Origin of the sequence: Tenacibaculum jejuense, from assembly GCF_900198195.1 — a bacterium.
Classification (GTDB): domain Bacteria; phylum Bacteroidota; class Bacteroidia; order Flavobacteriales; family Flavobacteriaceae; genus Polaribacter; species Polaribacter jejuensis.
In genome coordinates this window covers 441100-466492 of the sequence record NZ_LT899436.1, presented here as the reverse complement: position 1 = coordinate 466492, position 25393 = coordinate 441100, and the positions used below count along the sequence as shown (strand labels likewise).

At 30.5% G+C, this 25393-nt stretch carries 24 protein-coding genes and 1 tRNA gene; 12 read left to right on the top strand and 13 right to left on the bottom strand.

What is annotated here, in order from left to right:
- Positions 1-16 precede the first annotated feature (16 nt).
- Positions 17-1144: a DUF5018 domain-containing protein gene (locus AQ1685_RS20435; RefSeq protein WP_095069110.1), complete on the bottom strand. Its 1128-nt coding sequence runs from the start codon at positions 1142-1144 to the stop codon at positions 17-19.
- Between the two features lie 308 nt (positions 1145-1452).
- On the opposite strand from AQ1685_RS20435, the gene AQ1685_RS02240 reads away from it, so the two are divergent.
- Entirely contained in the window at positions 1453-2649 is a 1197-nt protein-coding gene (locus AQ1685_RS02240; RefSeq protein ID WP_095069109.1) for a hypothetical protein, read from the top strand.
- A 117-nt stretch (positions 2650-2766) separates the two neighbouring features.
- Here the strand turns inward: AQ1685_RS02240 and AQ1685_RS02235 are convergent.
- A tRNA-Pro gene (locus AQ1685_RS02235) sits at positions 2767-2841 on the bottom strand.
- A 166-nt stretch (positions 2842-3007) separates the two neighbouring features.
- Between AQ1685_RS02235 and trxB the strand changes: the two genes are divergently transcribed.
- Positions 3008-3955, top strand: coding sequence for a thioredoxin-disulfide reductase (gene trxB / locus AQ1685_RS02230; protein ID WP_095069108.1), 948 nt, complete (start codon positions 3008-3010; stop codon positions 3953-3955).
- 51 nt (positions 3956-4006) lie between these two features.
- Here the strand turns inward: trxB and AQ1685_RS02225 are convergent, their stop codons facing one another.
- From AQ1685_RS02225 to AQ1685_RS02215, 3 genes are read right to left on the bottom strand one after another with little or no spacing between them, the layout of a single operon-like run.
- Positions 4007-4684, bottom strand: coding sequence for an ABC transporter ATP-binding protein (locus tag AQ1685_RS02225; RefSeq protein WP_095069107.1), 678 nt, complete (start codon positions 4682-4684; stop codon positions 4007-4009).
- Positions 4671-5600, bottom strand: coding sequence for an ABC transporter permease (locus tag AQ1685_RS02220; RefSeq protein ID WP_095069106.1), 930 nt, complete (start codon positions 5598-5600; stop codon positions 4671-4673). Before AQ1685_RS02220 ends, AQ1685_RS02225 begins: the two co-directional genes overlap by 14 nt.
- Complete coding sequence (locus AQ1685_RS02215; protein WP_095069105.1) at positions 5601-6188, bottom strand: lipoprotein signal peptidase; 588 nt, start codon at positions 6186-6188, stop codon at positions 5601-5603.
- A 125-nt stretch (positions 6189-6313) separates the two neighbouring features.
- Between AQ1685_RS02215 and AQ1685_RS02210 the strand changes: the two genes are divergently transcribed.
- The 3 genes from AQ1685_RS02210 to AQ1685_RS02200 all read left to right on the top strand — a co-directional run bounded on the left by AQ1685_RS02210 (position 6314) and on the right by AQ1685_RS02200 (position 8888).
- A complete protein-coding gene (locus AQ1685_RS02210) occupies positions 6314-7132 on the top strand; it encodes a helix-turn-helix domain-containing protein (RefSeq protein WP_095069104.1) in 819 nt (272 codons plus the stop codon).
- Between the two features lie 77 nt (positions 7133-7209).
- Positions 7210-8466, top strand: a complete 1257-nt coding sequence (locus AQ1685_RS02205) for a hypothetical protein (RefSeq protein ID WP_095069103.1) — start codon at positions 7210-7212, stop codon at positions 8464-8466.
- Positions 8467-8474: 8 nt separating this feature from the next.
- Positions 8475-8888 carry a thiol-disulfide oxidoreductase DCC family protein gene (locus AQ1685_RS02200; protein WP_095069102.1) on the top strand — a complete coding sequence of 138 codons (414 nt, stop codon included), beginning with the start codon at positions 8475-8477 and terminating at the stop codon, positions 8886-8888.
- A gap of 73 nt (positions 8889-8961) precedes the next feature.
- Here the strand turns inward: AQ1685_RS02200 and AQ1685_RS02195 are convergent, their stop codons facing one another.
- A complete protein-coding gene (locus AQ1685_RS02195; RefSeq protein ID WP_095069101.1) occupies positions 8962-9675 on the bottom strand; it encodes a LytR/AlgR family response regulator transcription factor in 714 nt (237 codons plus the stop codon).
- Between the two features lies 1 nt (position 9676).
- Positions 9677-10654 carry a sensor histidine kinase gene (locus AQ1685_RS02190; RefSeq protein WP_095074982.1) on the bottom strand — a complete coding sequence of 326 codons (978 nt, stop codon included), beginning with the start codon at positions 10652-10654 and terminating at the stop codon, positions 9677-9679.
- Positions 10655-10874: 220 nt separating this feature from the next.
- On the opposite strand from AQ1685_RS02190, the gene AQ1685_RS02185 reads away from it, so the two are divergent.
- The 4 genes from AQ1685_RS02185 to AQ1685_RS02175 are packed head-to-tail and all read left to right on the top strand — an operon-like array spanning position 10875 to position 13632.
- Entirely contained in the window at positions 10875-11078 is a 204-nt protein-coding gene (locus AQ1685_RS02185; RefSeq protein ID WP_095069100.1) for a hypothetical protein, read from the top strand.
- Between the two features lie 6 nt (positions 11079-11084).
- Positions 11085-11948 (top strand): ABC transporter ATP-binding protein, encoded by an 864-nt coding sequence (locus tag AQ1685_RS02180; protein WP_095069099.1) that lies wholly within the window; start codon positions 11085-11087, stop codon positions 11946-11948.
- Positions 11949-11950: 2 nt separating this feature from the next.
- Positions 11951-12073 (top strand): hypothetical protein, encoded by a 123-nt coding sequence (locus AQ1685_RS20570; RefSeq protein ID WP_262509590.1) that lies wholly within the window; start codon positions 11951-11953, stop codon positions 12071-12073.
- A gap of 11 nt (positions 12074-12084) precedes the next feature.
- Positions 12085-13632, top strand: coding sequence for an ABC transporter permease (locus AQ1685_RS02175; RefSeq protein WP_095069098.1), 1548 nt, complete (start codon positions 12085-12087; stop codon positions 13630-13632).
- A 96-nt stretch (positions 13633-13728) separates the two neighbouring features.
- On the opposite strand, the gene AQ1685_RS02170 is transcribed toward AQ1685_RS02175, so the two are convergent.
- The 4 genes from AQ1685_RS02170 to AQ1685_RS02155 all read right to left on the bottom strand — a co-directional run bounded on the left by AQ1685_RS02170 (position 13729) and on the right by AQ1685_RS02155 (position 20527).
- The gene (locus AQ1685_RS02170) at positions 13729-15624 is read right to left on the bottom strand and encodes a M61 family metallopeptidase (protein WP_095069097.1); all 1896 of its coding nucleotides are present in this window, start codon (positions 15622-15624) and stop codon (positions 13729-13731) included.
- A 182-nt stretch (positions 15625-15806) separates the two neighbouring features.
- Entirely contained in the window at positions 15807-16187 is a 381-nt protein-coding gene (locus tag AQ1685_RS02165) for a TraR/DksA family transcriptional regulator (RefSeq protein WP_095069096.1), read from the bottom strand.
- Between the two features lie 4 nt (positions 16188-16191).
- Complete coding sequence (gene ileS, locus AQ1685_RS02160; protein ID WP_095069095.1) at positions 16192-19596, bottom strand: isoleucine--tRNA ligase; 3405 nt, start codon at positions 19594-19596, stop codon at positions 16192-16194.
- Between the two features lie 163 nt (positions 19597-19759).
- Positions 19760-20527, bottom strand: coding sequence for a TerB family tellurite resistance protein (locus AQ1685_RS02155; protein WP_095069094.1), 768 nt, complete (start codon positions 20525-20527; stop codon positions 19760-19762).
- A gap of 68 nt (positions 20528-20595) precedes the next feature.
- Here AQ1685_RS02155 and AQ1685_RS02150 point away from each other — a divergent pair, with 68 nt between their 5' ends.
- Both AQ1685_RS02150 and AQ1685_RS02145 read left to right on the top strand, forming a co-directional pair.
- Positions 20596-21006 (top strand): BrxA/BrxB family bacilliredoxin, encoded by a 411-nt coding sequence (locus AQ1685_RS02150; protein WP_095069093.1) that lies wholly within the window; start codon positions 20596-20598, stop codon positions 21004-21006.
- A 93-nt stretch (positions 21007-21099) separates the two neighbouring features.
- The gene (locus AQ1685_RS02145; RefSeq protein WP_231970236.1) at positions 21100-22131 is read left to right on the top strand and encodes a glycosyltransferase family 9 protein; all 1032 of its coding nucleotides are present in this window, start codon (positions 21100-21102) and stop codon (positions 22129-22131) included.
- Positions 22132-22183: 52 nt separating this feature from the next.
- Here AQ1685_RS02145 and lysM read toward each other — a convergent pair whose 3' ends face one another.
- Both lysM and thiL read right to left on the bottom strand, forming a co-directional pair.
- A complete protein-coding gene (gene lysM, locus AQ1685_RS02140) occupies positions 22184-22654 on the bottom strand; it encodes a peptidoglycan-binding protein LysM (RefSeq protein WP_095069092.1) in 471 nt (156 codons plus the stop codon).
- Positions 22655-22724: 70 nt separating this feature from the next.
- Complete coding sequence (gene thiL / locus AQ1685_RS02135) at positions 22725-23774, bottom strand: thiamine-phosphate kinase (RefSeq protein ID WP_095069091.1); 1050 nt, start codon at positions 23772-23774, stop codon at positions 22725-22727.
- A gap of 194 nt (positions 23775-23968) precedes the next feature.
- On the opposite strand from thiL, the gene AQ1685_RS02130 reads away from it, so the two are divergent.
- Positions 23969-25387 carry a choice-of-anchor B family protein gene (locus AQ1685_RS02130; protein WP_095074980.1) on the top strand — a complete coding sequence of 473 codons (1419 nt, stop codon included), beginning with the start codon at positions 23969-23971 and terminating at the stop codon, positions 25385-25387.
- The last annotated feature ends 6 nt before the right edge of the window (positions 25388-25393 follow it).

The window sequence follows — 25393 nt, the reverse complement described above, 5'->3', positions numbered from 1 at the left end:
TATTATTTTTGATTGTTTAGTTAAGCTCTATAACAAAGAATAATCTATTAGTCTCATCAACATCGTTCCACTGTCCAGCAAATCCTAAAGGCCAGCCATTAAGTGAAAGTCCTAAAGCATCTTGTGCACCATTAAAATTATCTGGTTCATTAAAAGGTCCATTTGGATTTGGAGCTCCATTTGTTGGTCTTCCCCAGTTCACATAAGAGTTATTCACTACATTACCAGTTGTAGCACCTGACCAAAAAGGTGTTCCTGTACCTTGATTATTTCCATTCCAAACCCAGTTTCCTCCAGTTCCAATATCATTTCCTCCTAACCAAACATAAGAACCTCCTCCTCCATCTGGAGCAACTGTATTATTTGGTGTAATGTTAGCGTTATTCAATGCCTGAAAAATAGCATCCTGTTCTTGTTGATCATTAATTTCAGCTAAAAAACCTCCTCTTGTAACTGCAAAAGCAGCTGCATCTTTCCAAGATTTTGCTTCTTGAACAATTTCATAAGTTTTACCATTGTGAGTGAAAGAGGAAATATTTGTATTTGCTTGAATAGTTACAGAAACACTAAAGGTTTTGGTACTTCCATCTTCTGCTGTTACTACATAAGATACTGGATTAGAAAAATCTTGTGCAATGCCAGATTTCGGATTTATCGTCGCTTTATCTGAGACTTCTATGGTTGGTATAAGATTAGTAACATCTGTAACTGTCACTAAGACAGAAACCTTATTCGCATTTCTATCTACAGTACCTTGAACACCATCCACAACAAACTTTGTAATTTCCTTAGCATTGGAAACAGATTGACCGGTTACTGAAACACTATAAATTTTAGTACTTCCATCTTCTGCTGTTACTGTATAAGATACAGGATTAGAAAAGTCTTGTGCAACACCAGATTTCGGATTTATAGTTGCTTTGTCCGATATTTCAATTGTTGGCACAAGGTTAGTTACATCTGTAGTTGTAACTGAAACAGAAATCTTATTTGTATTAACATCTATTGTACCTTGAACACCATTTACTACAAATTTTGTTACTTCTTTTGCATTACTTTGTACTACTATTTTCGATTCGTCTTCATTACATGAAAAAAGGATTAAGAATAATCCTAACGAAATAAATAATTGGTTTAATCTCATAATTTTATCTTAATTATTACACTGATGTAACAATCAAAAGATAAATTCCCCTCATTTTTTCCCGATTTTTTAACACTAGTAGTAAACAAATGACAAATAGTAAGCTAAACCAAATACTATAATTTTCTGTTTTCTTTTATTTTCCCAAAAAATAAAATATAGCAATAGTGTACAAAAGTTTTTTGATTTCTTGAAGTTGTGTTTTTACCAACAAAAAATAGAGTCTTTGATAATAAAATCATATAAATTTTATAGGGCTTTACTGAACTGAATTGTAATAGTATAGTTAAACACTTAAATATGATATTATGAGAAAAACTTTACTAATTACGACATTACTTTCTACACTATTTTCTTGTTCTAACGATGAGGAACTTAGTAATTCAACACCTGATTGTAGTGAATTAGATAAAATTAAAATTGTTATCAATAATAAAACTACTACAACTTGTGAAACAACATACGAATTCAATTCTGATAGTTTCTCTAACCTACAATATGAATGGTATATTGATAATAAACGAATTGATAATTCAATAGCAGATACTGCTACACTTTCACATACTTTCACTAAAAATGGAACTTATGAAATATGTCTAAAACCAATTGTAGAAGAGGGAACTTGTACACTTGAAAAAAAATGTACCACATTAAATATTGAAAACTTAACAATTGGAGCTGTAAAAAGTATTCAAGATTATTTAGTTGGTTTAGAAGGACCTATGAATCCAGTATTGAAAGGAAATGAGCTATATTTTTCAGAATCAATACGATCATTTAATAGGATCTCTAAAATAGATATTACTGAAGCTTCACCAACAATAAAAGAAGTTGTATTAATACCAAAATCGGCAACTCTATTTGAAGTTCCACTTATATCGGCTCTTGTGTTTAAAGATAATATCCTTTATGCATCAGAAAGTAGAAATGGTAACAGCCTTGGAAATATTTATAAAATAGATGTAACTGCTGATTCTCCTAAAGCAGAAAGTATCGCCAAATTTTTAAAACCAACTGACCTAGCTTTTAAAGGAAACAATTTATATGTTGCTGATTTAGGTAATAGTACTAATTCAGATCAAAGCACAATTTACAAAATAGATGTTACTAGCTCAGAAATAAAAAAAGAAGTAGTAATTGAACCTACATTAGCTCCTATTAATATTGTTTTCAAAGGAGATGATCTTTTTATGATATTAAGACCTAATGCATTTTCTGGTGGGCAAATTTCAAAAATTAATGTTACAGAAAATTCACCTCAACTTACAGATATTGCTACCGGAATAAATCTTCCAAGAGAAATCAACTTTATAGGAAACGATCTGTATTTACTTGATTATGGTTCAAAAGAAATCTTAAAAGTAGATCAAGTATCTGGTAATATGTCAACTATTCTGGCCAATACTCCAGACAACTTTCAAGATTTTATTTTCGCGAATGGTGATCTGTATTTAACTTCATACACGTCCAGAAAAATTCAAAAAGTAACTTTAAAGTGTAATTAGTTTTTTAGAAACTTTCCTTAGTTCACTTTAGTCTTAAGAATAGAACTAGGTGCTAGATTGAACTTAGAGTGCTATTAAAATAAAAAAGTCTTTCTAAAATTAGAAAGACTTTTTTAGTCGGGGTGGCAGGATTCGAACCTGCGACCTCCTGCTCCCAAAGCAGGCGCGATGACCGGGCTACGCTACACCCCGTTTTACGGGCGACAAATATATAAATTTTTTCTAACACTACTAACCTTTTAAACAAAAAACTAATGTAAGATTAGTTTTAATTATCGTCTAATAGTAGAAATATATGTATATTGCTCAAACGCAAATAAAAAAAAAATTACATTTGTAGTTCTATAAAAAATACCCAATGTCAAATACTGTAGAAAGAATAAAATGTTTAATAATCGGTTCTGGGCCTGCAGGATATACTGCTGCAATTTATGCTGCAAGAGCTGATATGAAACCTGTAATGTATACAGGTATGCAAATGGGTGGTCAATTAACAACGACCACAGAAGTTGATAATTTTCCAGGTTACCCAAATGGTACAGACGGTACTGCTATGATGGAAGATTTAAAAAATCAAGCTGAACGTTTTGGTACAGAGGTTCGTTTTGGTATGGTTACCAAAGTTGATTTCTCTACTGAAGAAGGAGGTATTCATAAAGTTGTGGTTGATGAAGCTACTGAATTAGAAGCTGAAACTGTAATTATATCTACAGGTGCAACTGCTAAATATCTTGGTTTAGAAAGCGAACAACGTTTAATTGGTGGTGGAGTTTCTGCTTGTGCTACTTGTGATGGTTTCTTTTATAAAGGGCAAGATGTTGTAGTTGTTGGAGCTGGAGATACTGCTGCTGAAGAAGCTACTTACCTAGCTAACATTTGTAGTAAAGTTACTATGTTAGTTCGTAAAGATTATATGCGTGCTTCTAAAGCCATGCAACATAGAGTAAATAAAACTGAAAATATTGAAGTATTATTTAATACTGAAATTGATGAAGTTTTAGGAGATAATGTTGTTGAAGGTGTTAGAGCTGTAAACAATCAGACTGGTGATAAAACAGATATTTCTGTAACAGGAGTATTTATTGCTATCGGACATACGCCAAATACACAATTATTTAAAGGTGTTTTAGATATGGACGAAACTGGTTATTTAATTACTAACGGTAAAACAACTAAAACGAATATTCCTGGAGTTTTTGCTGCTGGTGATGTTCAAGATAAAGAATACAGACAAGCGGTTACTGCTGCTGGTACAGGTTGTATGGCTGCATTAGATGCTGAACGTTATTTAGGAGCTTTAGAATAGAGTTCTCAAACATAAAATTAGAAAAAGAGATTACGAAAAGTGGTCTCTTTTTTATTTTAAACCTAGTTTATCTATTGTATTAAGAAGAGTTTTAGCTTTCATTTCATCTTCTAATTCAGTGAAATCTTCTTTCATTACTTTTTTCACAAAACTTCCTTTTTCTAATACATGAATTTCATCGCAAGTTGTCGCTAAAGTTGAAAAAATATGAGATGAAATAATTACTAATTTATTCAGCTTTTTTAATTGATGAATAATTTCCGTGATGACAATATTACTCTGTATATCTACTCCATTAAAAGGTTCATCGAAAATAAACACTTTATTTTCTTGTAATAGAATTGCCGTTAGAGCCAATTTCTTTTTCATTCCTGTAGAGTAATTCACCGCATATTTATCTAATGGCAAATCGAAAATATTACGTTTATCTATATCCTTTACACTTACTTCTCTAGCGTTTAATAACAATTGAATGTATTCTCTTCCGGTAATCTTAGGAAAAAAATAAAATTCAGTTTGTAAAAAACCAATTGTGTCTTTTAAATTTGATATTGAAATAATGTTTCCATTATAATTTTCTATTCCCGACAAACAGTTAAAAAAAGTAGTCTTTCCTGCTCCATTTTCACCTACGATACCATATGCTTTACCTTCTTCAAAATCAATATTAATATTATTTAACACTGAGTTTCTTCCATATTTTTTTGATAGATTTTTAATGCTTATCATGTAAAATGGATTTTAATTTTTGAATAGATTTCTTGTAAAAATAGCCAAATGTAAAAAGTACAAAAGGCGGCAAAGCTAAACTCGCTGCAAATATCATTGAGCTTGGTAAATTCATTTTTTTAGGAAAATCACAATATTTGGCTATAATAGCCTGAATGTAATATAAAAAACAAAGTAGATTAAAAACGATTATAATAAGTATGTAATGACTGAAAAAGAAAGCTAAAAATATAGAAATAGGTAAACTTAAGATACTAGCATATAGCACACCTATTTTTATTTTTTTAAAAAGAAATTCTTCCGCAGAATACTTGAATGACCACACATAAAATTCGTTTTCCATTTTAGAATAATATGTGGTTAGTGTTACAAACAATAATAGTAAAGAAAAAATTCCAAGATTAAAATTACCTACTTCAATTGATTTATAAGTTAACCAATATACTATTGGAAACATATAAAAAGTGGTTCTAAAACCTACAGAAAATTCAAAAGGTCTTTTTCCAAATGGTGTAGGAATAACGAAATTAGAAGAAAGATTTGCTTTTAGTTTACTTAAGACTAATGCTGCACAAAAAACATATAATATAAATAGATATTCTCTTTGATAAACTAAGTATAAAACAAATGGTATGCAGATCACTAAATTTTCTATAATTCTTAGCTTATAGTATCCTTTTTTGGTGAAATTAAGTTTTAAAAAATCATTTCGTTTTTTCTCACTCAACTTAATCAACACAGATATTGATAACAATAAATAACCATAAGCACCATAACCTTCTAAAGTATAGAAGATAAAATTAGAACTTAAAATAAATACGATAAATAATATGGGATAAGCTAACAATGGTAGAACTCCAAAATCATTTAAATGTCGGTTAAACATTTTTATTTGAAGCTTTAAATACCATTTCATCTATTCCTTTTTAGTCTTAGGAAAAGCGTGCTTATTATAAATGAATAATAAAATTACACCAATGGTAATCCAACTATCTGCTCCATTAAAAATAGCATTGAAAAAAGTAAAACTTTCGCCTTGATATATTGGAAAGTATAACATATCTACTACTTTTCCGAAAAACATCTCTGCATAACCTTCATCTGGAAACATTGTTGCTACAGGACCTCTATGAGTAGATGCACTAAAAATAACTCCGTAGAAAACAGAATCAATAATATTACCAATAGCACCAGCAAGAATTAAAGAAATAGCTATAACAACCCCGTTATGAATTTTACTTTTTATAGTTTGTACCAACCAATAAATAATTCCAGAAACAGCAACTAATCGAAATAACGTTAAAAATAACTTTCCTGCTTTTCCTCCGAACTCAAATCCCCAAGCCATTCCGTTATTCTCAGTAAAATGAATTCTAAACCAGTCTAAGCCTAACACCTTAATTTCTTCTCCTAAAGAAAAGTGAGTTTTTATGTAAATCTTACTAATTTGATCAATCAGTATTGCTAGAATTACGGTAAGTATAGCTATAGTTTTCTTAGACATGTTTAAAATTTAATAGCGACAAAAATAAGAAAAGTATTATGAATAAAGTAAGTAGCTATTAGTCAAAAAACTATTTTAAGGAAAATTTATCAATATCAAAAAAATATAGTAAGTTGCCTTAGTATATGATGGATATTAAAACCATAACTCCAAGTAAGGTTAGCGGGCTTTCTAAATATATTTGTTTTTACTACGAGCTGGAATTAGATAATGAAAATTATTACGCATTTCCGTCGAGTAATAATGTCATTTGTATTTTTGAACAGGCAGATGTAAACTATGCTTCAGATTGTATTCATATTAAAAAAAACAGCACTTTTCCAAATAGTTTTACTGCATTAAATAAGTATACAAAACCTCTTCTTGTAAAATCTGAAGGTAAAGTTAGAGAGTTTGTAATTATCTTTAAACCCTTTGGATTATCTCAATTTACTACTGCTGATTTTACAAATTCTCCTTTTTTTCATATAGATGAATTTGCTGATTTTTTAGAGCAAGAAACTAACTTTTTTGAATTATCGGTTCATGAAAAAATTAAAGTAGTGGAAAGTTATTTACATTCTAAATTAAACGAGAAAAAAGAATTAGATCTAGTTATACAAGCCTTGAATTTATTGGAAGAAGAAAAACTTAATATTAAAGAAATAGCAAAAGAATTAAACTGTAGTTACAAAAAAATGTATCGATTATTTATCACACATTGTAGATGCTCACCTACAGTGTTAAGAAATAATATTCGGTTTAGAAATATTTTAGAAACTCTTAAAACTCAAAATAAAAATTTTAAACTCTCTGATATTGCTTTTGATGAAGGTTTTTATGATCAGGCCTCTTTTAATAGAATGTTCAAAAATCAAACTGGTATTACTCCCAAAAAATTTTTCAAAGAAGTAAGCGTATTTTCAAAGAAAAATATATATTTCAAAAACATTAAGGAAGTATAATGTCCACATAATACAATTTTTTTTCCTTCAATAAAAATAGATTTGAATTCACCGAATATTTATCTATCAACCAACCTATGGAAAGTACTTCTTTAGTAATAACACAGTGGTCTAAAACTAAAAAAATCTTATTTCGTTTTTTCTTTACCTATTTCGTGTTATTTCTTCTGTTTATGCATGACTTCAGTAACATTTTTACTTTCTTTTTATCTAAAATAATTCCTTGGTTTGGTGAAAATATTTTTAATATTAATTATGAAATAAAATCAGTATTTACAGGTAGTAGTGACACAACATATAACTATATTTTAATTTTTACTGTTTTCTTATTTTCTATACTGTCAACAATTATTTGGTCTTTATTAGATAGAAAGAGAACTAACTACAAAAAGCTATATTATTGGCTAACTGTTTCCTTAAGATTTTACTTAGCGCTAATCTTAATTAGTTATGGGATGGCAAAAATTATAAAAACGCAATTTCCGTACCCATCTTACAATCGATTAAATCAAACATATGGAGAATCATCTCCAATGGGATTAGCTTGGACTTTCTTGGGCTTTTCTAAAGGTTATAATTTATTTATGGGGTTTGCTGAAGTAGCAGCTGTACTGCTACTTTTTAGAAGAACATTAACCTTCGGATTAATTATTACTGTAGCTACGTTGGCAAATGTAGTTGCTATTAACTTCTTTTATGATGTACCTGTTAAAATAGTCTCGTCTCATTTATTACTTATAGCTCTATTTTTACTTGCTTACAATGTTAAAGATTTATATGAATTTTTCTTTTTGAAAAAACCTGTTGAGATTAAACATATTGAAAAGCCTAGATTAAAAAGCTGGATGAATAAAACATTCGTTGTTATTAAGATTATTATCATTTTTTTAGCTATTCCTTACGCTTTATACAGCAGAATGGGAAGTAATGAAGAAAGTCCTTTAAAAGGTTATTATGAAGTAAAAGAATTTAAAGTAAATGATTCTGTTTACTCTGCATCTGAAGTTACTAGATATGAAATCACAAAGTGGAAAGACATGCTTATTGAATCTAAACAATGGATGCGCATTAAAAAAGGTGATGACAAAACTAGCTGGTACGGAATTGATTTAAACGAAGAAAAAAATAAATTAAAATTAACTGGTTACAGAGATTCTACTGAAGTTTATAATCTTAAATACAAAGAAATAGATACTACGAATTTTATCATAAGAGGCTCTTTAAAATCTGACTCAATACATGTTAAATTCAATAAAACTAAAGACTATAGAAAAAATTATCTTTTAACCAATAGAGGTTTCCATTGGATTAATGAAAGACCTTATAATCGATAACAATCAAAATGAATATCCCTAAATATAAATATCTAATTCTTTTTGATGGAGTATGTAATTTGTGTAATTCTAGTGTACAATTTATTTTAAAATATGATAAAAAAAATCAGTTTGTCTTTACCTCTCTTCAAGGAAAAACCGCTGAAAAAATTATCGACAATTTTAATATTGAGACTAGTAAAATTGATTCTATCTTACTGTTTACTCCTGAAGAAAATTTATTTTATAAATCTACAGCAGCATTAAAAATAGCATATCGCTTAAAATTTCCTATATCTCTTTTAAGTATCTTTTTTATTCTGCCAAGATTTATAAGAGACATTGTTTATGATTTTATTGCTAAGAACAGATATAAGTGGTTCGGTAAAAGGGAATCTTGTTATGTACCAACTCCAGAATTATCAGCCAAATTTCTGGACTAATTGAACTTAGTCTTACTAACCAAATGAGAAGGGTCTTTATCATGAAAGTGATATTGACCTTTCTTTTATTATTTTATTCTATTAGTTTGATTAATTCTTTACGATACGATTTTCCAACTGGCACTATTTTATCGTTACCTAATCGAACTTGATTGCCATCTATAAGTTTTAAGTGGTTAAAGTTAATAACAAAAGATTTATGTATTCTTAAAAAGTTATTTGGAAGTTTTGTAAGAAACTCAGTTAACGTTTGAGGTGTCAAAATCATGGTACCTGTATAAATTTTTATATAGTTACCATAAGCCTCTACATAGTAAATTTCGTCAAAATTTAACTTGATGATTTTCTTATCACTTTTAACGAATAAAGAATTAGCTTCGTTTTCTTTATTTACGATTATTGGCTGTGAATTACCAATCGGAATTGTTTTGAGTTTCTGTTGAACTTTAACTATTGCTTGTAAAAATCGTTCTAATGAAAATGGTTTTAATAAGTAATCCGTTACGGCGAGTTCAAAACCTTCTATAGCATATTCCGGATAAGCTGTTGTGATAATAACCTCAGGTTTTTTAGCTAATGATTTCAATAAGCTTATTCCAGAGAACTTAGGCATGTTAATATCTAAGAATAGTAAATCTATTTGCTCCTTTTGTAATACTTCCATAACTTCAAAAGCATTCTTACAGGTAGTTACTAACTCTAAATACAGAATATCTTTAATATAATTCTCTATTATTTGACGTGCAATTGGCTCGTCGTCTGCAATTAAACATCTAATCTTTTCCATATTATATCGAAAGTTTTAAATCAACGGAAAAAATACCATTGGTTTTTCCAATTTTTAAACTATGTGCTTCAGGATAAATTAAATCTAGTCTTTTTTTGACATTGACTAATCCAATTCCACTTTTTCCTTTTTCTAGGTTCTCTCCTTTATCACTATGTATATCAAAAGAATTTTCACACTTGAATACTAATTCATTTTCGGAAATATGAATATCAATATTCACAGTGCTTTTTTCTCCTTCCGTAGGCGCTAAATGTTTAAATGCATTCTCAACAAACACAATTAACAACATTGGTGCTAATTTCTTATCGTTTAGTATTCCAGAAATTGAAAATGAAATATCTGCTTGCTCTTCCAACCTCAATTTTTCGAGAGAAATATAATTTTCCAAATAACTCATTTCCTTTTTTAAAGAAACAAAAGATTCTTTTGTTTCATACAAACTATAGCGTAATAAATCCGATAATTTCAACATCAGATTTGGTAGTTTATCCGATTTAACCACAGATAAACCATATAAATTATTCAATGTATTAAATAGAAAATGAGGATTCAGTTGTCCTTTTAATAATTTCAATTCAGCTTCCTTTACCTCTTGTCTGCGTTTAAAACTATCTCTTGCAATACGAATAGTCATACCAAAAATCATTGCTAATAAAATGAAACCAAACAGATTTAAAAACATCTTTACATCTAACGGTTGATTTATGGATTTACTAATAACATAAACCGGTAATAAAGTAAAAAGCGTTCCACTTAAAATAAAAAGTATGAAAAATATAGTTTTCCTTTTTTGGAAATATGGAAGAACAAAATAGTTAGTAATGTAAATAGCAGGTAGTAAAAATAGAATTGCATAAAGAGCTGTTTGAATTCTATTTTCTGATTGAATTCCACCGATTAAAATGATAAACAGAATAAACCATACAAAGATGTTTTGTATTAGTTTATTATCTATCAAAGTATCTAATTTAGACATTCCCATATATTTAACATAGTTACTACAAACTTAATTATTACCTATAAAAAGGACACTTTTTAATGATGAAAGATATTCTTTTCTATCTGAATGTACTCATTACAATGATAATCGTTCAAATTCCATAAAATCATTTTTACCAATACGTTCATCATTCTTCTTTTTAAAACCTGAGATTTTAACTGACTTTTGAAGTGTTAATTCTAAAAATCAATTCATTATGCAACTATTTAAAATATTCTTTACAATGTTTTTGTATGCAATGAGTGTTATCTATAATTCGGTAACAAAGCAAGAAGACCAACATAATTCTACTATTCAAAAAGCAGTGACTTCAACCGTAACATTAGATAAAAAAATAAAAAATATGGATAACAATATTTCCTTCAAAAATCTAAAAGATAATTCAACACAATTAAAATAAATAACTATGAGACTCGATATACAAAACGTATCTAAAAAATACAGTGCAACCAAATACGGATTAAAAGACTTTTCAATTGGTATTGACAAAGGAATATTAGGATTGTTAGGACCAAATGGAGCTGGTAAATCTACTTTACTAAAAATGATTGCTACTGTAAGCAAACCAAGTGACGGCCAAATTATTTTAAACAAAAACAACGTTGTAAAAGATCCTAATTACATGCGTAAACAAATTGGCTTTTTACCTCAGGATTTTGGAGTGTATCCTAACTTAAACGCTTTTGAATTTTTAAAATATATAGCAGCCATGAAAGGTGTTGGCGGAAAACAATTAAACTCTAAAATAACACAACTTTTAGAAGGTTTGAACTTAACGGATGCTGCTCATAAACCTATTGGAAGTTATTCTGGTGGTATGAAACAACGTGTAGGAATTGCTCAAGCTCTATTAAACGACCCAAAAGTGTTGATTTTTGACGAACCTACTGTTGGTTTAGATCCAGAAGAGCGCATGAGATTCAGAGATCTTATTCATCAACTAGCTAATGATGCCATTGTGATATTGTCTTCACATATTGTTTCAGATATAGATACTGTAGCTGATAAAGTAGCTATAATGAAAAATGGAAATTTACTCGCCTACGGAGATCAAGAAGAATTGATTGATAAGGTAAAAGGGAAAGTTTTTGAAACTAAAATTGATAAAAACACGTTACACGAGTTTAAGCAAAATCATTTAGTAGTTCATTCTTTACTAAAAGGAAAATCAACTATCGTTAGATTTATTAGTTCACAAAAACCAAATGGAGCTTTAGCACAACAACCAACATTAGAAGACGCATATTTATACACCACTAAAACATCTTAATCATGAAAACATCGAACAAGAAAACCTTACAAATCATACTTTTTTTAATCATTGCGATTTCCCTATTAACAGCTTTAATTTTTTCTTCAGACACTATTCACTTTGGAGTATATAATGCACATTAAATCTTATCACTATGAATATTTTTCCTTTAATAAAATATAGCTATTTACAACGCGTTCGAAATTATAATTTCTTAATTACACTTTGTGCAAGTTTAGCAGTTGCATATACATTTGTACCAGCACCAGATGCTAATTATTCAACGATAAGAATTGCCGATTATGTTGGAGATTATAATTCTGCTTGGTTTGGATATGTTACAGCCATTATGAGTAGTTTGTTCTTATCTTTAGTTGGTTTTTATTTGATTAATGGTGGAATTAAAACCGACATACAAACTAAGGTCGGGCAAATTATTGCTACTACAAAAGTGACCAATGCCACGTATTTATTTTCAAAAGTTATAAGTGGATTTTTAATATTATTGACTATTCTTGGAATAGTGCTTATGATGAGTGTCGCTTTATTTCATTTGTACAATGAAAACTTTCCTTTTGAAATTTTTCAGTTCATTAAACCTTATTTTTTAATTACTATTCCAGCATTATTTTTAATTGCCGTATTAGCCGTTGTTTTTGAAGTTTTTTTTAGAAAGTATACCATACTTCAAAATATTGGTTTTTTCTTCTTATTCTCTTTCTTAATGTTATCATCAAGAACTCATGAAGATCATTTTATATCTGATATGTTGGGTACTCAAATTGTAATGAATAAAATGGAAAATCAGGTTAGAGAACTAACACAAGGAGATCGGATAAAAGAATTATCTATAGGATATGTAATTGGGAATAAAAATGCTGCGAAAAAATTTCATTTTAATGGAATGGAATTTCCATACTCATTTGTAATTAGCAGAATATTTTGGATTGCTTTAGCAGCATTACTTGTTTTTCTAACAACAAGTTTCTTTCATAGGTTTTCACTTAGGGAATCTTCTGTTCAAAAAACACCAAAAATTGCGATTAAAACAGAAATAACAAATAAGGAAATTCATATCTCAGGATTATCCAAACTAACTACGAATTTCTCTATTCTTCCATTACTTAAAACCGAATTATTGTTACTGATTAGGAAAGGAAAAAAATGGTTGTGGTTTATAAATGGTATAGGAATGTTACTCTTGGCATTAGTTCCTTTAGAAATTGCACATCAGTTTGTATTGCCAATTCTTTGGTTTTTCCAAGTAAGTAGAATCTCAGGATTAACTACAAAAGAATTTACAAACAAAGTCCATTATTTTGCTTTTGCTTCTTTTAAACCGTTACAAAGATTATTAATTTCTCAACTTTTGGCTAGTATCCTATTACTTCTATCCTTAGCTCTTCCTTTATTGGTAAGATTAATTTTAGCCGCTAATTTTATAGCATTAAGCTCTATAATTTTAGGAGGGATTTTTATAGTTTTCTTAGCAGCAGCCTTTGGAATAATAACAAAAGGGAAGAAATTATTTGAAGTTGTATTTTTTATGATTACGTATACTAATATCAATAAAATTCCCTTTACAGATTATTTCGGAGCCTTAAGTCAAAATAACTTTTTTCCAGTTAAATTAACAATTTGTATTCTTATGCTTGGTACAATTGTGTATAGCATCCGTAATTATCAATTAAAAACATCTTAGTCACTTAACTATTAACTATAGTTCACTTTAATAAAAAATGAGACTAATTTCTTAGTCTCATTTTTTTGATGCTTTATATTTTACCAAACTAAAAGTTTATCCTTTTAGCCATGCTTGTAATAAATCTTTCTGTTTTTGTGTAGCATCTGATTTGGCTGCTAAACTTTTACCCATCGTGTAAGATTGAGTTAATTTAGTTTTAATTACGATCTCTTTTCCTGCTCTTTCTAGCTTCACTTCTACATCTGCTCCAGGCTGCCAAGTAAACAATCCTCCTATTACTTGTCTTGCGTTCTCTCTTGTTAAAGCCGTACCATTAATTACTTTAATTGCATCTCCTGGTAAAGCTCCATTCTCAGCCCAAAAACTATTAGCTTTAACAGCTTCTGTAAAGATAATATTTCCTGTAATTTGATCTCCACGTAAAATAAATGCTCCTCCATTTCTTACATAATCTGTTTTAATTTTACGTTCTGCTATACCTACTCCAACTTTTTCAAAGAAAGCATTATAATCTATAGGAATTCCTCCAACTACATGAGTATTTAAAAATTCTCCAACAGAAGGGTATGTCATTGCTGTAATTTCAGCTATTAATTTATCATCCTCAAACGGTTGGTGTTTCCCGTATTTGTTAGATAATTCTTTCATTAATGATAAGATTCCTCTTTCTCCATTACTCTCTTCTCGCATTAAAATATCAATACACATTCCTATTAAAGCACCTTTTTGATATACATTTATATATTGATCATGGTATTCTTTTTCTAAAATATTTTCACTCATTTTAGTAAAACTCATCGTATCATTCATAAGAGAAGCACTATTAATTTTATCCATGATCTTTGTAAAGAACTCATCTTCTTGCACTAAACCTTTATTGACTTGAAAATGTGTTGCGAAGTATTCGGTTACACCTTCATACATCCATAAATGCTTAGAAAATGTTGGCTGATTATAATCAAAATAATGTACATCTTCAGAGTGTACACTTAATGGAGTTACAATATGAAAAAACTCATGAGAAACAACATCTATCATAGATTCAGCTAATCGAGTATCATCCATAAACTCAGGCAATACAACGACAGTAGATGTATGATGCTCTAAAGCTCCAAAACCTTTTGGTGCATCATCATTTTGTCCGGCTAAGTATAAATAAATATCATATCTAGGTGTACTATTAATACTTCCTAAGTATGATTTTTGAGCTTGCATCATTTTCTCCATTACTGCTTTTATTTTTTTAGCAGAATGTTTTTTAGTTGGAGAATATACACTTAATACAATTTTAATATTCCCCACATTAAATTCTTCAACATCTAATTCTCCATAAAACATAGGATTATCAGTAATATCGAAATAACGTGGTGCTAAGAAACTAGTAGTTACTACTGAACCATCTTCGCTAGCTTTTACTCCTATTTCTTGTAATGCAGAAGTTCTTTTAAATTTTGAAGGAGCAATTACATCTAACTTGTATTGATTCTTTTTTAACGTATCAAAATACCCAATAAATCCATGTAAGTTTAACACATAGTTAGTATCTTCAATATTAGTTCCTGATGGTGAAAACGGGACCTCTTCACCTATCCCTCCTACTTTTTCCTGATCGAAAGTATCGTTAACAGCATACGTTATTTTATCTAATGTAGTCGCATTTGTGATCTCCCAAGTATTTTCATCTACTTTAGTAACTGGTAACAGCTCACCTGAGTAATCAAGCGCTTTAAAATCGTCTATATATTTACCAAAGTTACTTACGGAATATGTTCCTTGTACAACTCTTGGTAATCTATAAGTAACTTTATCGGTAGTAAATCGACCTGGATTTATAACTACAGGTACTTTATCTTCCTTTACGTTTGTTAAGTCTATATTAGAGACTATTGGGTTATTAACTGCAGAATCATCTTTCTTTAATGATTTAGTAGAACTACATCCTACTAACAATAATCCTACAGCAACAGCAGTTAATGTGTTTCTGTTCATCCGTATTTATTTTTTTAATGGTTTTTATTAGTTTACAAAAATTGCAATCTGTTACGAATTCTCAAGAATATTTAACGCTTTTTGTGATAAATTGTGAAGATTATGATTGGTTGATAGAAATATTTACTTTAAAAAAGATAGTTTTTAACCATAAAAAAAGCTTCCTTTTAGGAAGCTCTTATTTATTGTTTTCTTTTCGCCTCAATACTTAGTGTGGCGTGAGGAACTAATTTCAATCTTTCTTTTTGAATGAGTTTACCTGTAACTCTACAAACACCGTATGTTTTATTCTCAATACGGATAATTGCATTTTTTAAATCACGAATAAACTTTTCTTGTCGAATAGCTAACTGCATATTTCGCTCTTTAGCCATAGTCTCTGTTCCTTCTTCAAACGACTTAAACGTCGGTGAAGTATCATCGGTTCCATTACCAGCACCATTTTCATATGAAGATTTTAGTAATTCTAAATCCTCTTCGGCTTGCTGTATTTTGTCTTGAATGATTTCTTTGAATTCTTGTAAGTCACTATCTGAATACCTTACTTTTACATCTTCTGCCATACTACTATGCTTTTTCGATTAACATCTTACTTTTAATGGTATCAAACTCGATATCTGTACCATTTTCTATAGCATCAACAAAAACTAACTCATTCGTAAGTGTTTCTGTTTTTATGTAGCTTTCATTAGCTAACACAGATTGTTGTAATTCTTCTAAATTTAGAAACGTTAAATTGATTTTATCAGTTACTTCAAAACCTGAATCTTTACGTGCGTTTTGAATTCTATTTACAAGCTCTCTTGCAATTCCTTCTTTTCGTAATTCATCTGTAATCGTAACATCTAACGCAACTGTTAAACCACCAGCATTTGCCACTAGCCAACCTTCTATGTCTTTTGATGAAATTTCTACATCAGCCGTTTCTAATGTAATCATTTTTCCGCTAATTTCAATAGAAATTTGACCTTCTTTTTCAAGCTGAGCAATATGTCCCTGCGTAAAAGACTGAATTTCAGAAGCAACAGATTTCATGTCTTTTCCAAATTTTGGACCTAAGGCTTTAAAATTTGGTTTGATTTGTTTTACCAATATACCTGAAGCGTCGTCTAAAAGCTCTATTTCTTTTACATTTACTTCCGATTTTATTAAATCTGAAACAGCTAAGATTTCCTCTTTTTGAGTATCATCTAAAATAGGAATCATGATTCTTTGTAATGGTTGACGAACTTTTATTTTCTCTTTAGCTCTTAAAGAAAGTACTAAAGATGAAATTGTTTGTGCGTTTTCCATTTTGCGCTCTAGCGATTTATCGACTAAAGCTTCATTGAATTTTGGAAACTCTGCTAAATGAACACTTTCGAAAGATTCTTTACCTGTTGCCGCATTTAAATCTTTATATAAACGATCCATAAAGAATGGTGCAACCGGTGCTCCTAACTTGGCTACAGTTTCCATACAAGTATATAATGTCTGGTAAGCAGAAATTTTATCTTGAGCGTATTCTCCTTTCCAAAAACGTCTTCTACATAAACGAACGTACCAGTTACTCAAGTGATCTTGAACAAAATCTGAAACTGCTCTTGTTGCTCTTGTTGGCTCATATTCTGCATAGAATTTATCTACTTTAGCAACTAAAGTATTCAATTCAGAAAGGATCCAACGATCGATTTCTGGACGCTCAGCTAAAGGAATTTCAGCCTCTGCATAAGTAAATCCATCGATATTAGCATATAAACTAAAGAATGAATATGTGTTGTATAATGTTCCAAAGAACTTACGTTTTACCTCTTCAATTCCAGCGATATCAAACTTTAAGTTATCCCAAGGATTTGCATTTGAAATCATATACCAACGCGTTGCATCTGGTCCATGATCTGCTAATGTTGTAAACGGATCGACAGCGTTTCCTAAACGCTTCGACATTTTTTGTCCGTTTTTATCTAAAACCAATCCGTTAGAAACTACATTTTTATACGCTACAGAATCGAACACCATGGTTCCAATTGCATGTAATGTGTAGAACCATCCACGAGTTTGATCTACTCCTTCTGCGATAAAGTTTGCTGGATAACTCTCTTTATTATCAATTAATTCTTTGTTTTCAAATGGATAGTGCCATTGTGCATAAGGCATTGAACCAGAATCGAACCAAACATCAATTAAATCACTTTCACGTTGCATTGGTTTTCCTGAAGCAGAAACTAATATGATTTTATCAACTACATTTTTATGTAAGTCAACTTTATCATAGTTTTCTTCAGACATGTTACCAACTTCAAACTCAGCAAAAATATCTGAATCCATAACTCCAGCTTCAACAGCTTTTGCTATTTCTGATTTTAATTCTTCTAAAGAACCAATACAAATTTGTTCTGTTCCATCTTCAGTTCTCCATATTGGTAATGGAATTCCCCAGAAACGAGAACGTGATAAATTCCAATCGTTTGCATTCTTTAACCAATTTCCGAAACGACCTTCACCAGTTGATTTTGGTTTCCAATTAATCGTTTCATTTAAATCGAACATACGATCCTTTTTATCAGTTACTTTAATGAACCAAGAATCTAATGGATAATATAAAACTGGCTTATCAGTTCTCCAACAATGCGGATAACTGTGCACATATTTTTCAACCTTAAAGGCTTTATTTTCTGTTTTTAGTTTGATAGCAATTTCAACATCGATAGATTTCTCAGGAGCATCTTCAGTATAATATTCATTCTTCACATATTTGCCTCCAAACTCCTTCAATTCTGGTCTAAAACGACCTTGTAAATCTACTAAAGGAACCGCGTTTCCATTTTCATCTAAAACTAATAATGGTGGAATTTCTGGCACTGCTTGTTTTGCTACGAAAGCATCATCTGCTCCAAATGTTGGTGCAGTATGAACAATTCCTGTTCCATCTTCCGTAGTTACAAAATCTCCTCCAATAACACGGAATGCATTTTCTGCATTTTCATATGGCAATACATAATCGATTAATTGCTCATATTTGATATTGATTAAATCAGCTCCTTTAAACTCTTTAACAACATAAAAAGGAATTTGTTTGTCTCCTTCTTTATACGCTATTAGATCTGATTTCGCTTCAACTTTATTAAACTTTTTACCTGCAAATTGTTTTGACACTAGGTTTTTAGCCAATACAACATTTATAGGTTCAAACGTATATTGATTATATGTTTCTACTAAAACATAATCAATCTTTGGTCCAACTGTTAAAGCTGTATTACTTGGCAATGTCCATGGAGTTGTCGTCCAAGCTAAGAAATAAATTGTTCCTTCATTCTGTAAGAAATCTGGTAATGTTTCTTCAACTGCTTTGAACTGCGCAACTACAGTCGTATCAGTCACATCACGATAACAACCTGGTTGATTTAATTCATGTGAACTTAGTCCTGTACCTGCTTTTGGCGAATACGGTTGGATTGTATATCCTTTATAAATTAAATCTTTATTATACATCTGTTTTAGCAACCACCAAACAGATTCCATATATTTAGATTTATAGGTGATATATGGATCTTCCATATCAACCCAATATCCCATTTTATGAGTAAGATCATTCCAAATATCAGTATAACGCATTACAGCTTTTTTACAAGCTTCGTTGTATTCTTCAACTGTAATTTTACTTCCGATATCTTCTTTAGTAATACCTAACTCTTTTTCTACTCCAAGTTCAACCGGTAAACCATGTGTATCCCAACCTGCTTTACGCTTCACTTGATATCCTTTTTGCGTTTTATAACGACAAAAAATATCTTTAATAGAACGTGCCATTACGTGGTGAATTCCAGGTAATCCATTTGCTGAAGGTGGACCTTCGAAAAACACGAATGGTTCATTTCCTTCACGAGTTGTAACACTTTTCTCAAAGATGTTATTTTCCTCCCAATAGTTTAAGATTTCTTCTGCTACTTTAGGTAGGTTTAATCCTTTGTATTCAGTAAAATTCTTACTCATTTTTTCGTTCTATATATTGAATTTGCGAAATTACATATTTTATTGTAATTCCAATCTTTAACAAAAGAAAAACGCTCCAAGAATGGAACGTTTTTTTCATATTACTAGTTTTTCTTTAAAATTGCCTAAAAATCTGTATCTAGTTGATCTTTTTCAAGGCTATTTATGACATATTTCTTTCATTCTTGATACTCTCGTAAGCATTTTGAATACTTTGGAATTTTTCTTTCGCTCCTTTTTTATGCTCATCACCGACATCCTGTAAACGGTCTGGATGATATTTCTTTGCCATTTTCCTGTATGCTTTCTTCACCTCATCATCAGTTGCATCTTTACTAATTTCAAGAATTTTATAGGCACTATCTACTTCATTGTAGAACATTGCTTTTATCGAGTTGTAGTCGGCTTCATTAATGTATAAATAACCTGATATTTTGTGTATTGCGTCTTCTTCAGATGCAGTTACATTTCCATCAGCTTTTGCGATTCCGAAAAGAAAATGAATTAATTGTAATCTTGAAGAATGCGACATGTGTTCACGAATTTGAATACACACTTGTCTTGTAGATACATCTTTTTTTATAATTCCATTGAATAGTTTAAAAGCGTTGTTTGCTCTTTGCTTACCATATAGATTGATGAAATGTAAACGCACATAATCTAATTCTGTCTTATCAATTTTTCCATCAGCTTTTATAACAATTGATGCTAAAATCAACAAACTAATTTCGAAATCTCCTGCTGTAGTTTGCTTAACTTTTGGTCTTTCTTTTCTCCCAGTTGCTCTTTTGTAATCTTCTTGTTCACTTGTGAAATCCTTTATTCCAACCCCATCTAACATACTTCCTACAGCAAATCCAATTATTGCTCCAATTGGACCACCTAAAGTAAATCCAAGCCCAGCGCCTAGCCATTTTGTAAAATTTCCCATCACTATTCTTTTGAATTTCAAATATAATGAGATTATAAGTATCTTTGTACCTCTAAAAATAAATAATTATGTATCCAGAAGAATTAGTAAAACCTATGCGTGATCAGTTAATCGATGCTGGTTTTACGGCATTATATACTGCAGATGACGTAGATACTGCGTTAGCAAAAGAAGGAACGACATTAGTAATGGTTAATTCTGTATGTGGTTGTGCAGCAGGAACTGCAAGACCAGGAGCAATAGCTTCTTTAGGAGCAGATAAATCTCCTACAAATTTAACGACTGTTTTTGCAGGTGTAGAAAAAGAATCTACAGCTAAAGCACGTGAATATATGATTCCTTTTCCTCCTTCTTCTCCAGCTATTGCTTTATTTAAGGATGGTAAATTAGTTCATATGTTAGAAAGACATCATATTGAAGGTCGTTCTGCTCAAATGATTGCACAAAATTTAGCACAAGCTTATGACGAATTCTGTTAATTTTCAGTATTCATAAAAGTCTTAAAATATTAATCCACTCAGTGAGTGGATTTTTTTATGCGTACTTTTGATTCTTAATTTAATTCTCATTTCTTGAAGAAAAAAGAACATATTATTGTTTTCAGATTATCTGCAATGGGAGATGTAGCGATGACTGTTCCTGTTGTAAAAGCATTAGTTCAGCAACATCCTAATAAAGAAGTTACAGTAGTTTCAAAAAAGTTTTTAGCTCCTCTATTTGAAGATATTGAAAATGTAAATTTTTTCACTGCAGAAGTCACTTCTAAACACAAAGGTTTTCTTGGTTTAATTCGATTGTACAAAGAATTGAAAAAATTACAACCAACACATTTTGCAGATTTACATAACGTTTTACGCTCTAAAGTAGTTCGAACTTTATTTCAATTTTTCAGTTCTATTAAAGTCTCTAAAATTGATAAAGGAAGAAAAGAGAAAAAACTATTAACGGCCGAGACAAAAAAAACTATTCAGCAATTAAAAACCTCACATCAGAGATATGTTGATGTTTTTAGTGATTTAGGATTTTCTATCAACTTAAATGAAGTTATTTTAAATACATCTCCTTTGAACTCTGTTAATATTTCTAAGCTAGGAAATAAAACGAAACCTTGGATTGGTATTGCTCCTTTTGCTGCGTTTGATTCAAAGACATATCCTTTAGATTTATTAGAACAAGTAATTGATCAACTCACTCAGAACGACATTAAAATATTTTTATTTGGCGGAAAGAATGACACTAAAATCCTTGAAGAACTTGAAAAAAAATACAGTAATACTATTTCTCTTGCTGGAAAACTAAGTGGACTACAAAACGAACTGAATGTCATCGAGAACTTAGATGTGATGTTATCTATGGATAGTGGAAATGCTCATTTAGCAGCAATGAAAAATGTGAAAACAATAACCTTGTGGGGTAACACGCATCCCTATGCTGGATTTGCTCCTTTTAATCAGCCTAAAGACTTTTGCATTTTACCAGATTTAGATAAATTTCCTTTGTTGCCTTGTTCAATATACGGTAATAAAACTTTTGAAGGTTATGAAGATGTTATGCGAAGTATTGATCCACATAAAATTGTGAAAAAAATAGAATCTATAATATAAAAAAAGCATCACAAATTGTGATGCTTTTCTATTTTGGTTATGTGACTTTTGGTTAGTCTACTAAAGGTGGAATTCTTAAAACTTGTCCAGGATAAATCTTATCTGGGTGTTGTAACATAGGTTTGTTAGCTTCAAAAATTACAGGATACTTCATAGCATCACCATAAAAAGTTTTTGCAATCTTACCTAAAGTATCACCGCTTACCACTGTGTGGAATTGTGCCATTTCTTCTTCAGCCACTTCCTCAACCTCAGCCACAGTCATATTATCTTCAACAGTTGCAATACCTTCTGTATTACCAACTACTAATACTACTTTTTCTTTTGTTGCTAAATCAGCAGCTTCACCACTAATTGTTGCTTTATCATCATCAACGCTAACTGCTAAATCTGCAACAGATAATTCTAATGCGTTAACAGCTCCAACTAATTTATTTGCTTTTTCAGCAGCTTCTTCTTCAGTTGTTTTTCCAATTCCGAAAACTTTGGCTCCGGCGTTTTTAATGAATGAAAATAAACCCATTTCTTTTAATTTTTTGTTGTTATTAAATATTAATTCGTTTTAGCAATATACAAATTTTATACCAGAAATGTTAATTTTCTTGATTGAAGGAATTCCACCCTTGAGCCCTTAATTTAATCGACTGATTACCACGTGTAATTAAGTTTACACCTTCATTTTCTTCAGTAATATGACCTATTACAGTTAAGTTTGGATTCCCTTTTATTTTATCAAAATCTTTAATAGGAATTGTAAATAGCAGTTCATAATCTTCACCTCCACTTAGGGCAACAGTTGTAGCATCTAAATCAAACTCTTCGCAAGTAGAAATTACTTGTGGATCTAAAGGTAACTTTTCTTCATAAATATTGCATCCTACTTTACTTTGTGTACAAATATGTATTAGTTCAGACGATAATCCATCAGAAACATCAATCATAGAAGTAGGTTGAACTTCTAATTCTTTTAATAATTTAGGAATATCTTTTCTAGCCTCAGGCTTTAATTGTCTTTCTATGATATAAGAATACTCCTGAAGATCAGGTTGATTTTGTGGATTTACCTTAAACACTTCCTTCTCTCGTTCCAATACTTGCAAACCTAAATACGCTCCTCCTATATCTCCTGTTAACACAATAAGATCGGTTGGTTTAGCCCCATTACGATAAGCTATTTCTTCTTCTTTAGCAGAACCAATAGCTGTTACAGAAATTATCATTCCTTTTGTAGAAGAAGTTGTATCCCCACCAATTAAATCAATTTTATAAGTATCGCAAGCTAATTGAATTCCTGCATACAACTCTTCTAAAGCTTCTAAAGGAAAACGGTTAGACACCGCAATTGAAACAGTAATTTGTTCTGCAGACGCATTCATTGCGTAGACATCTGATATATTAACCATTACAGCTTTATATCCTAAATGCTTTAAAGGCATATAACTTAAATCAAAATGCACACCTTCAACTAAAAAATCAGTTGTTATTAATGTTTTTTCATTCTGAGAAATAACCGCACAATCATCACCTATCGCTTTCGTAGTAGTTTCATGATGAATCTTAAAATATTGAGTTAAATGTTCAATCAAGCCAAACTCTCCTAATTCAGCTAATGAAGTCTTTTGTTTATTCTTATCTTCCAACATATTGGCAAAGATACTATTAGATTTGTTAATGAAACAGTTGATATTTATATTTAAAATGAATTATTTTTCTATTATTGTTAGGGATTTTACATTTTTAACTGTTTAATTTTAGAATAAACTTATCAAATTTTATAAATTTGTTTATGGCTCCGAAAAAAATCAACCTTCCAGAAAAACTTTTTTTAGGCATAATAATGTCTTTTTTATTTTGTAGTAATGTTTTAGCACAAACTCCTTGTACTAGTGGTCTAGCTGGGTCATATCCCTGTAATGACTATGATTTAATGTCTGTAATTTCTACACAAAATTTATCAGGTTCATCTATAGCAGAAGGTAGTGATGTATGGGGATGGACAGATCCTTCTAACGGTAAAGAATATGCAATTGCCGCTATGACTAACACCACTGCTTTTATCGATATATCTGATCCAGTGAATCCAATTTTACTTGGGCGATTAAACTCAAATGCTGGCTCAAACTCATGGAGAGATGTAAAAGTGTATAATAATTATGCTTTTATTGTCGCTGATAATGTAGGAGCTCATGGCGTTCAAGTTTTTGACTTAACTAGATTAAGAAATGTAGATTTTCCTCCTACTTTTTTCAATGCAAATACTGTGTATACTGGTGTAGATAGTTGTCATAACATTGTTATTAATGAAGATAAAGCTGTAGCATATTTAGTTGGCTGTAGATCGAGTAACGGAGGCGGACCTATTTTCCTAGATATATCAGATCCTTTAAACCCAACTTCACTAGGAGATTATAGAGGTTCTGGATACTCTCATGATGCACAAGTAATCACTTACAAAGGGCCTGATACAGAACACGATGGTAAAGAAATTTATATTGGCAGTAATGAAACAGAAATTGTAGTTCTTGATGTTACAAACAAAGCAAACGTAGTAGAATTAGCTACACTTGATTATCCTCAGGTGGGATATACGCATCAAGGATGGTTTACGGAAGATCAAAGATATTTTATTTTAGGAGATGAAACCGATGAAAGTAATTTTGGCTTAAATACAAGAACGCTCGTATTTGATTTAACTGACTTAGACAACCCACGACTTTCTTCAACTTATTTCGGTCCAACTAATGCTATTGACCATAATGGATATGTAAAAGGTAATAAATACTTTATGGCAAGTTATGCTGCTGGAATGCGAGTACTAGACATCACAAACATAAGTGCTTCAACCAACTCAATGACTGAAGTTGGTTTTTTCGACACATTTCCAACTAGTAATTCTAATGTTTCTAATGGTGCTTGGAGTGTTTACCCTTATTTTCCTAGCGGAAATATTATAATTAATGATATTGATAACGGTTTGTTTGTTGTTAGAAAAAGTGGAACACTATCTATAGATCCAGTTACGAAAACCGCAAATAGCTTTAATATAACACCAAATCCTACACGTGTAGATCCTAGGATAGTATCAAGTAATACTCCTATAGAAACTATAGAAGTATTTAATATTTTAGGAAAAAAAGTGTTTCAAAAGAAAAACATCAACTCTAAAAACTTTACCATACCATTATCAAGTCAATCCAGTGGTATTTATATCGTAAAAATTAATAATACAGTAGGAAAAAAACTAATTATTAGGTAAGTAACG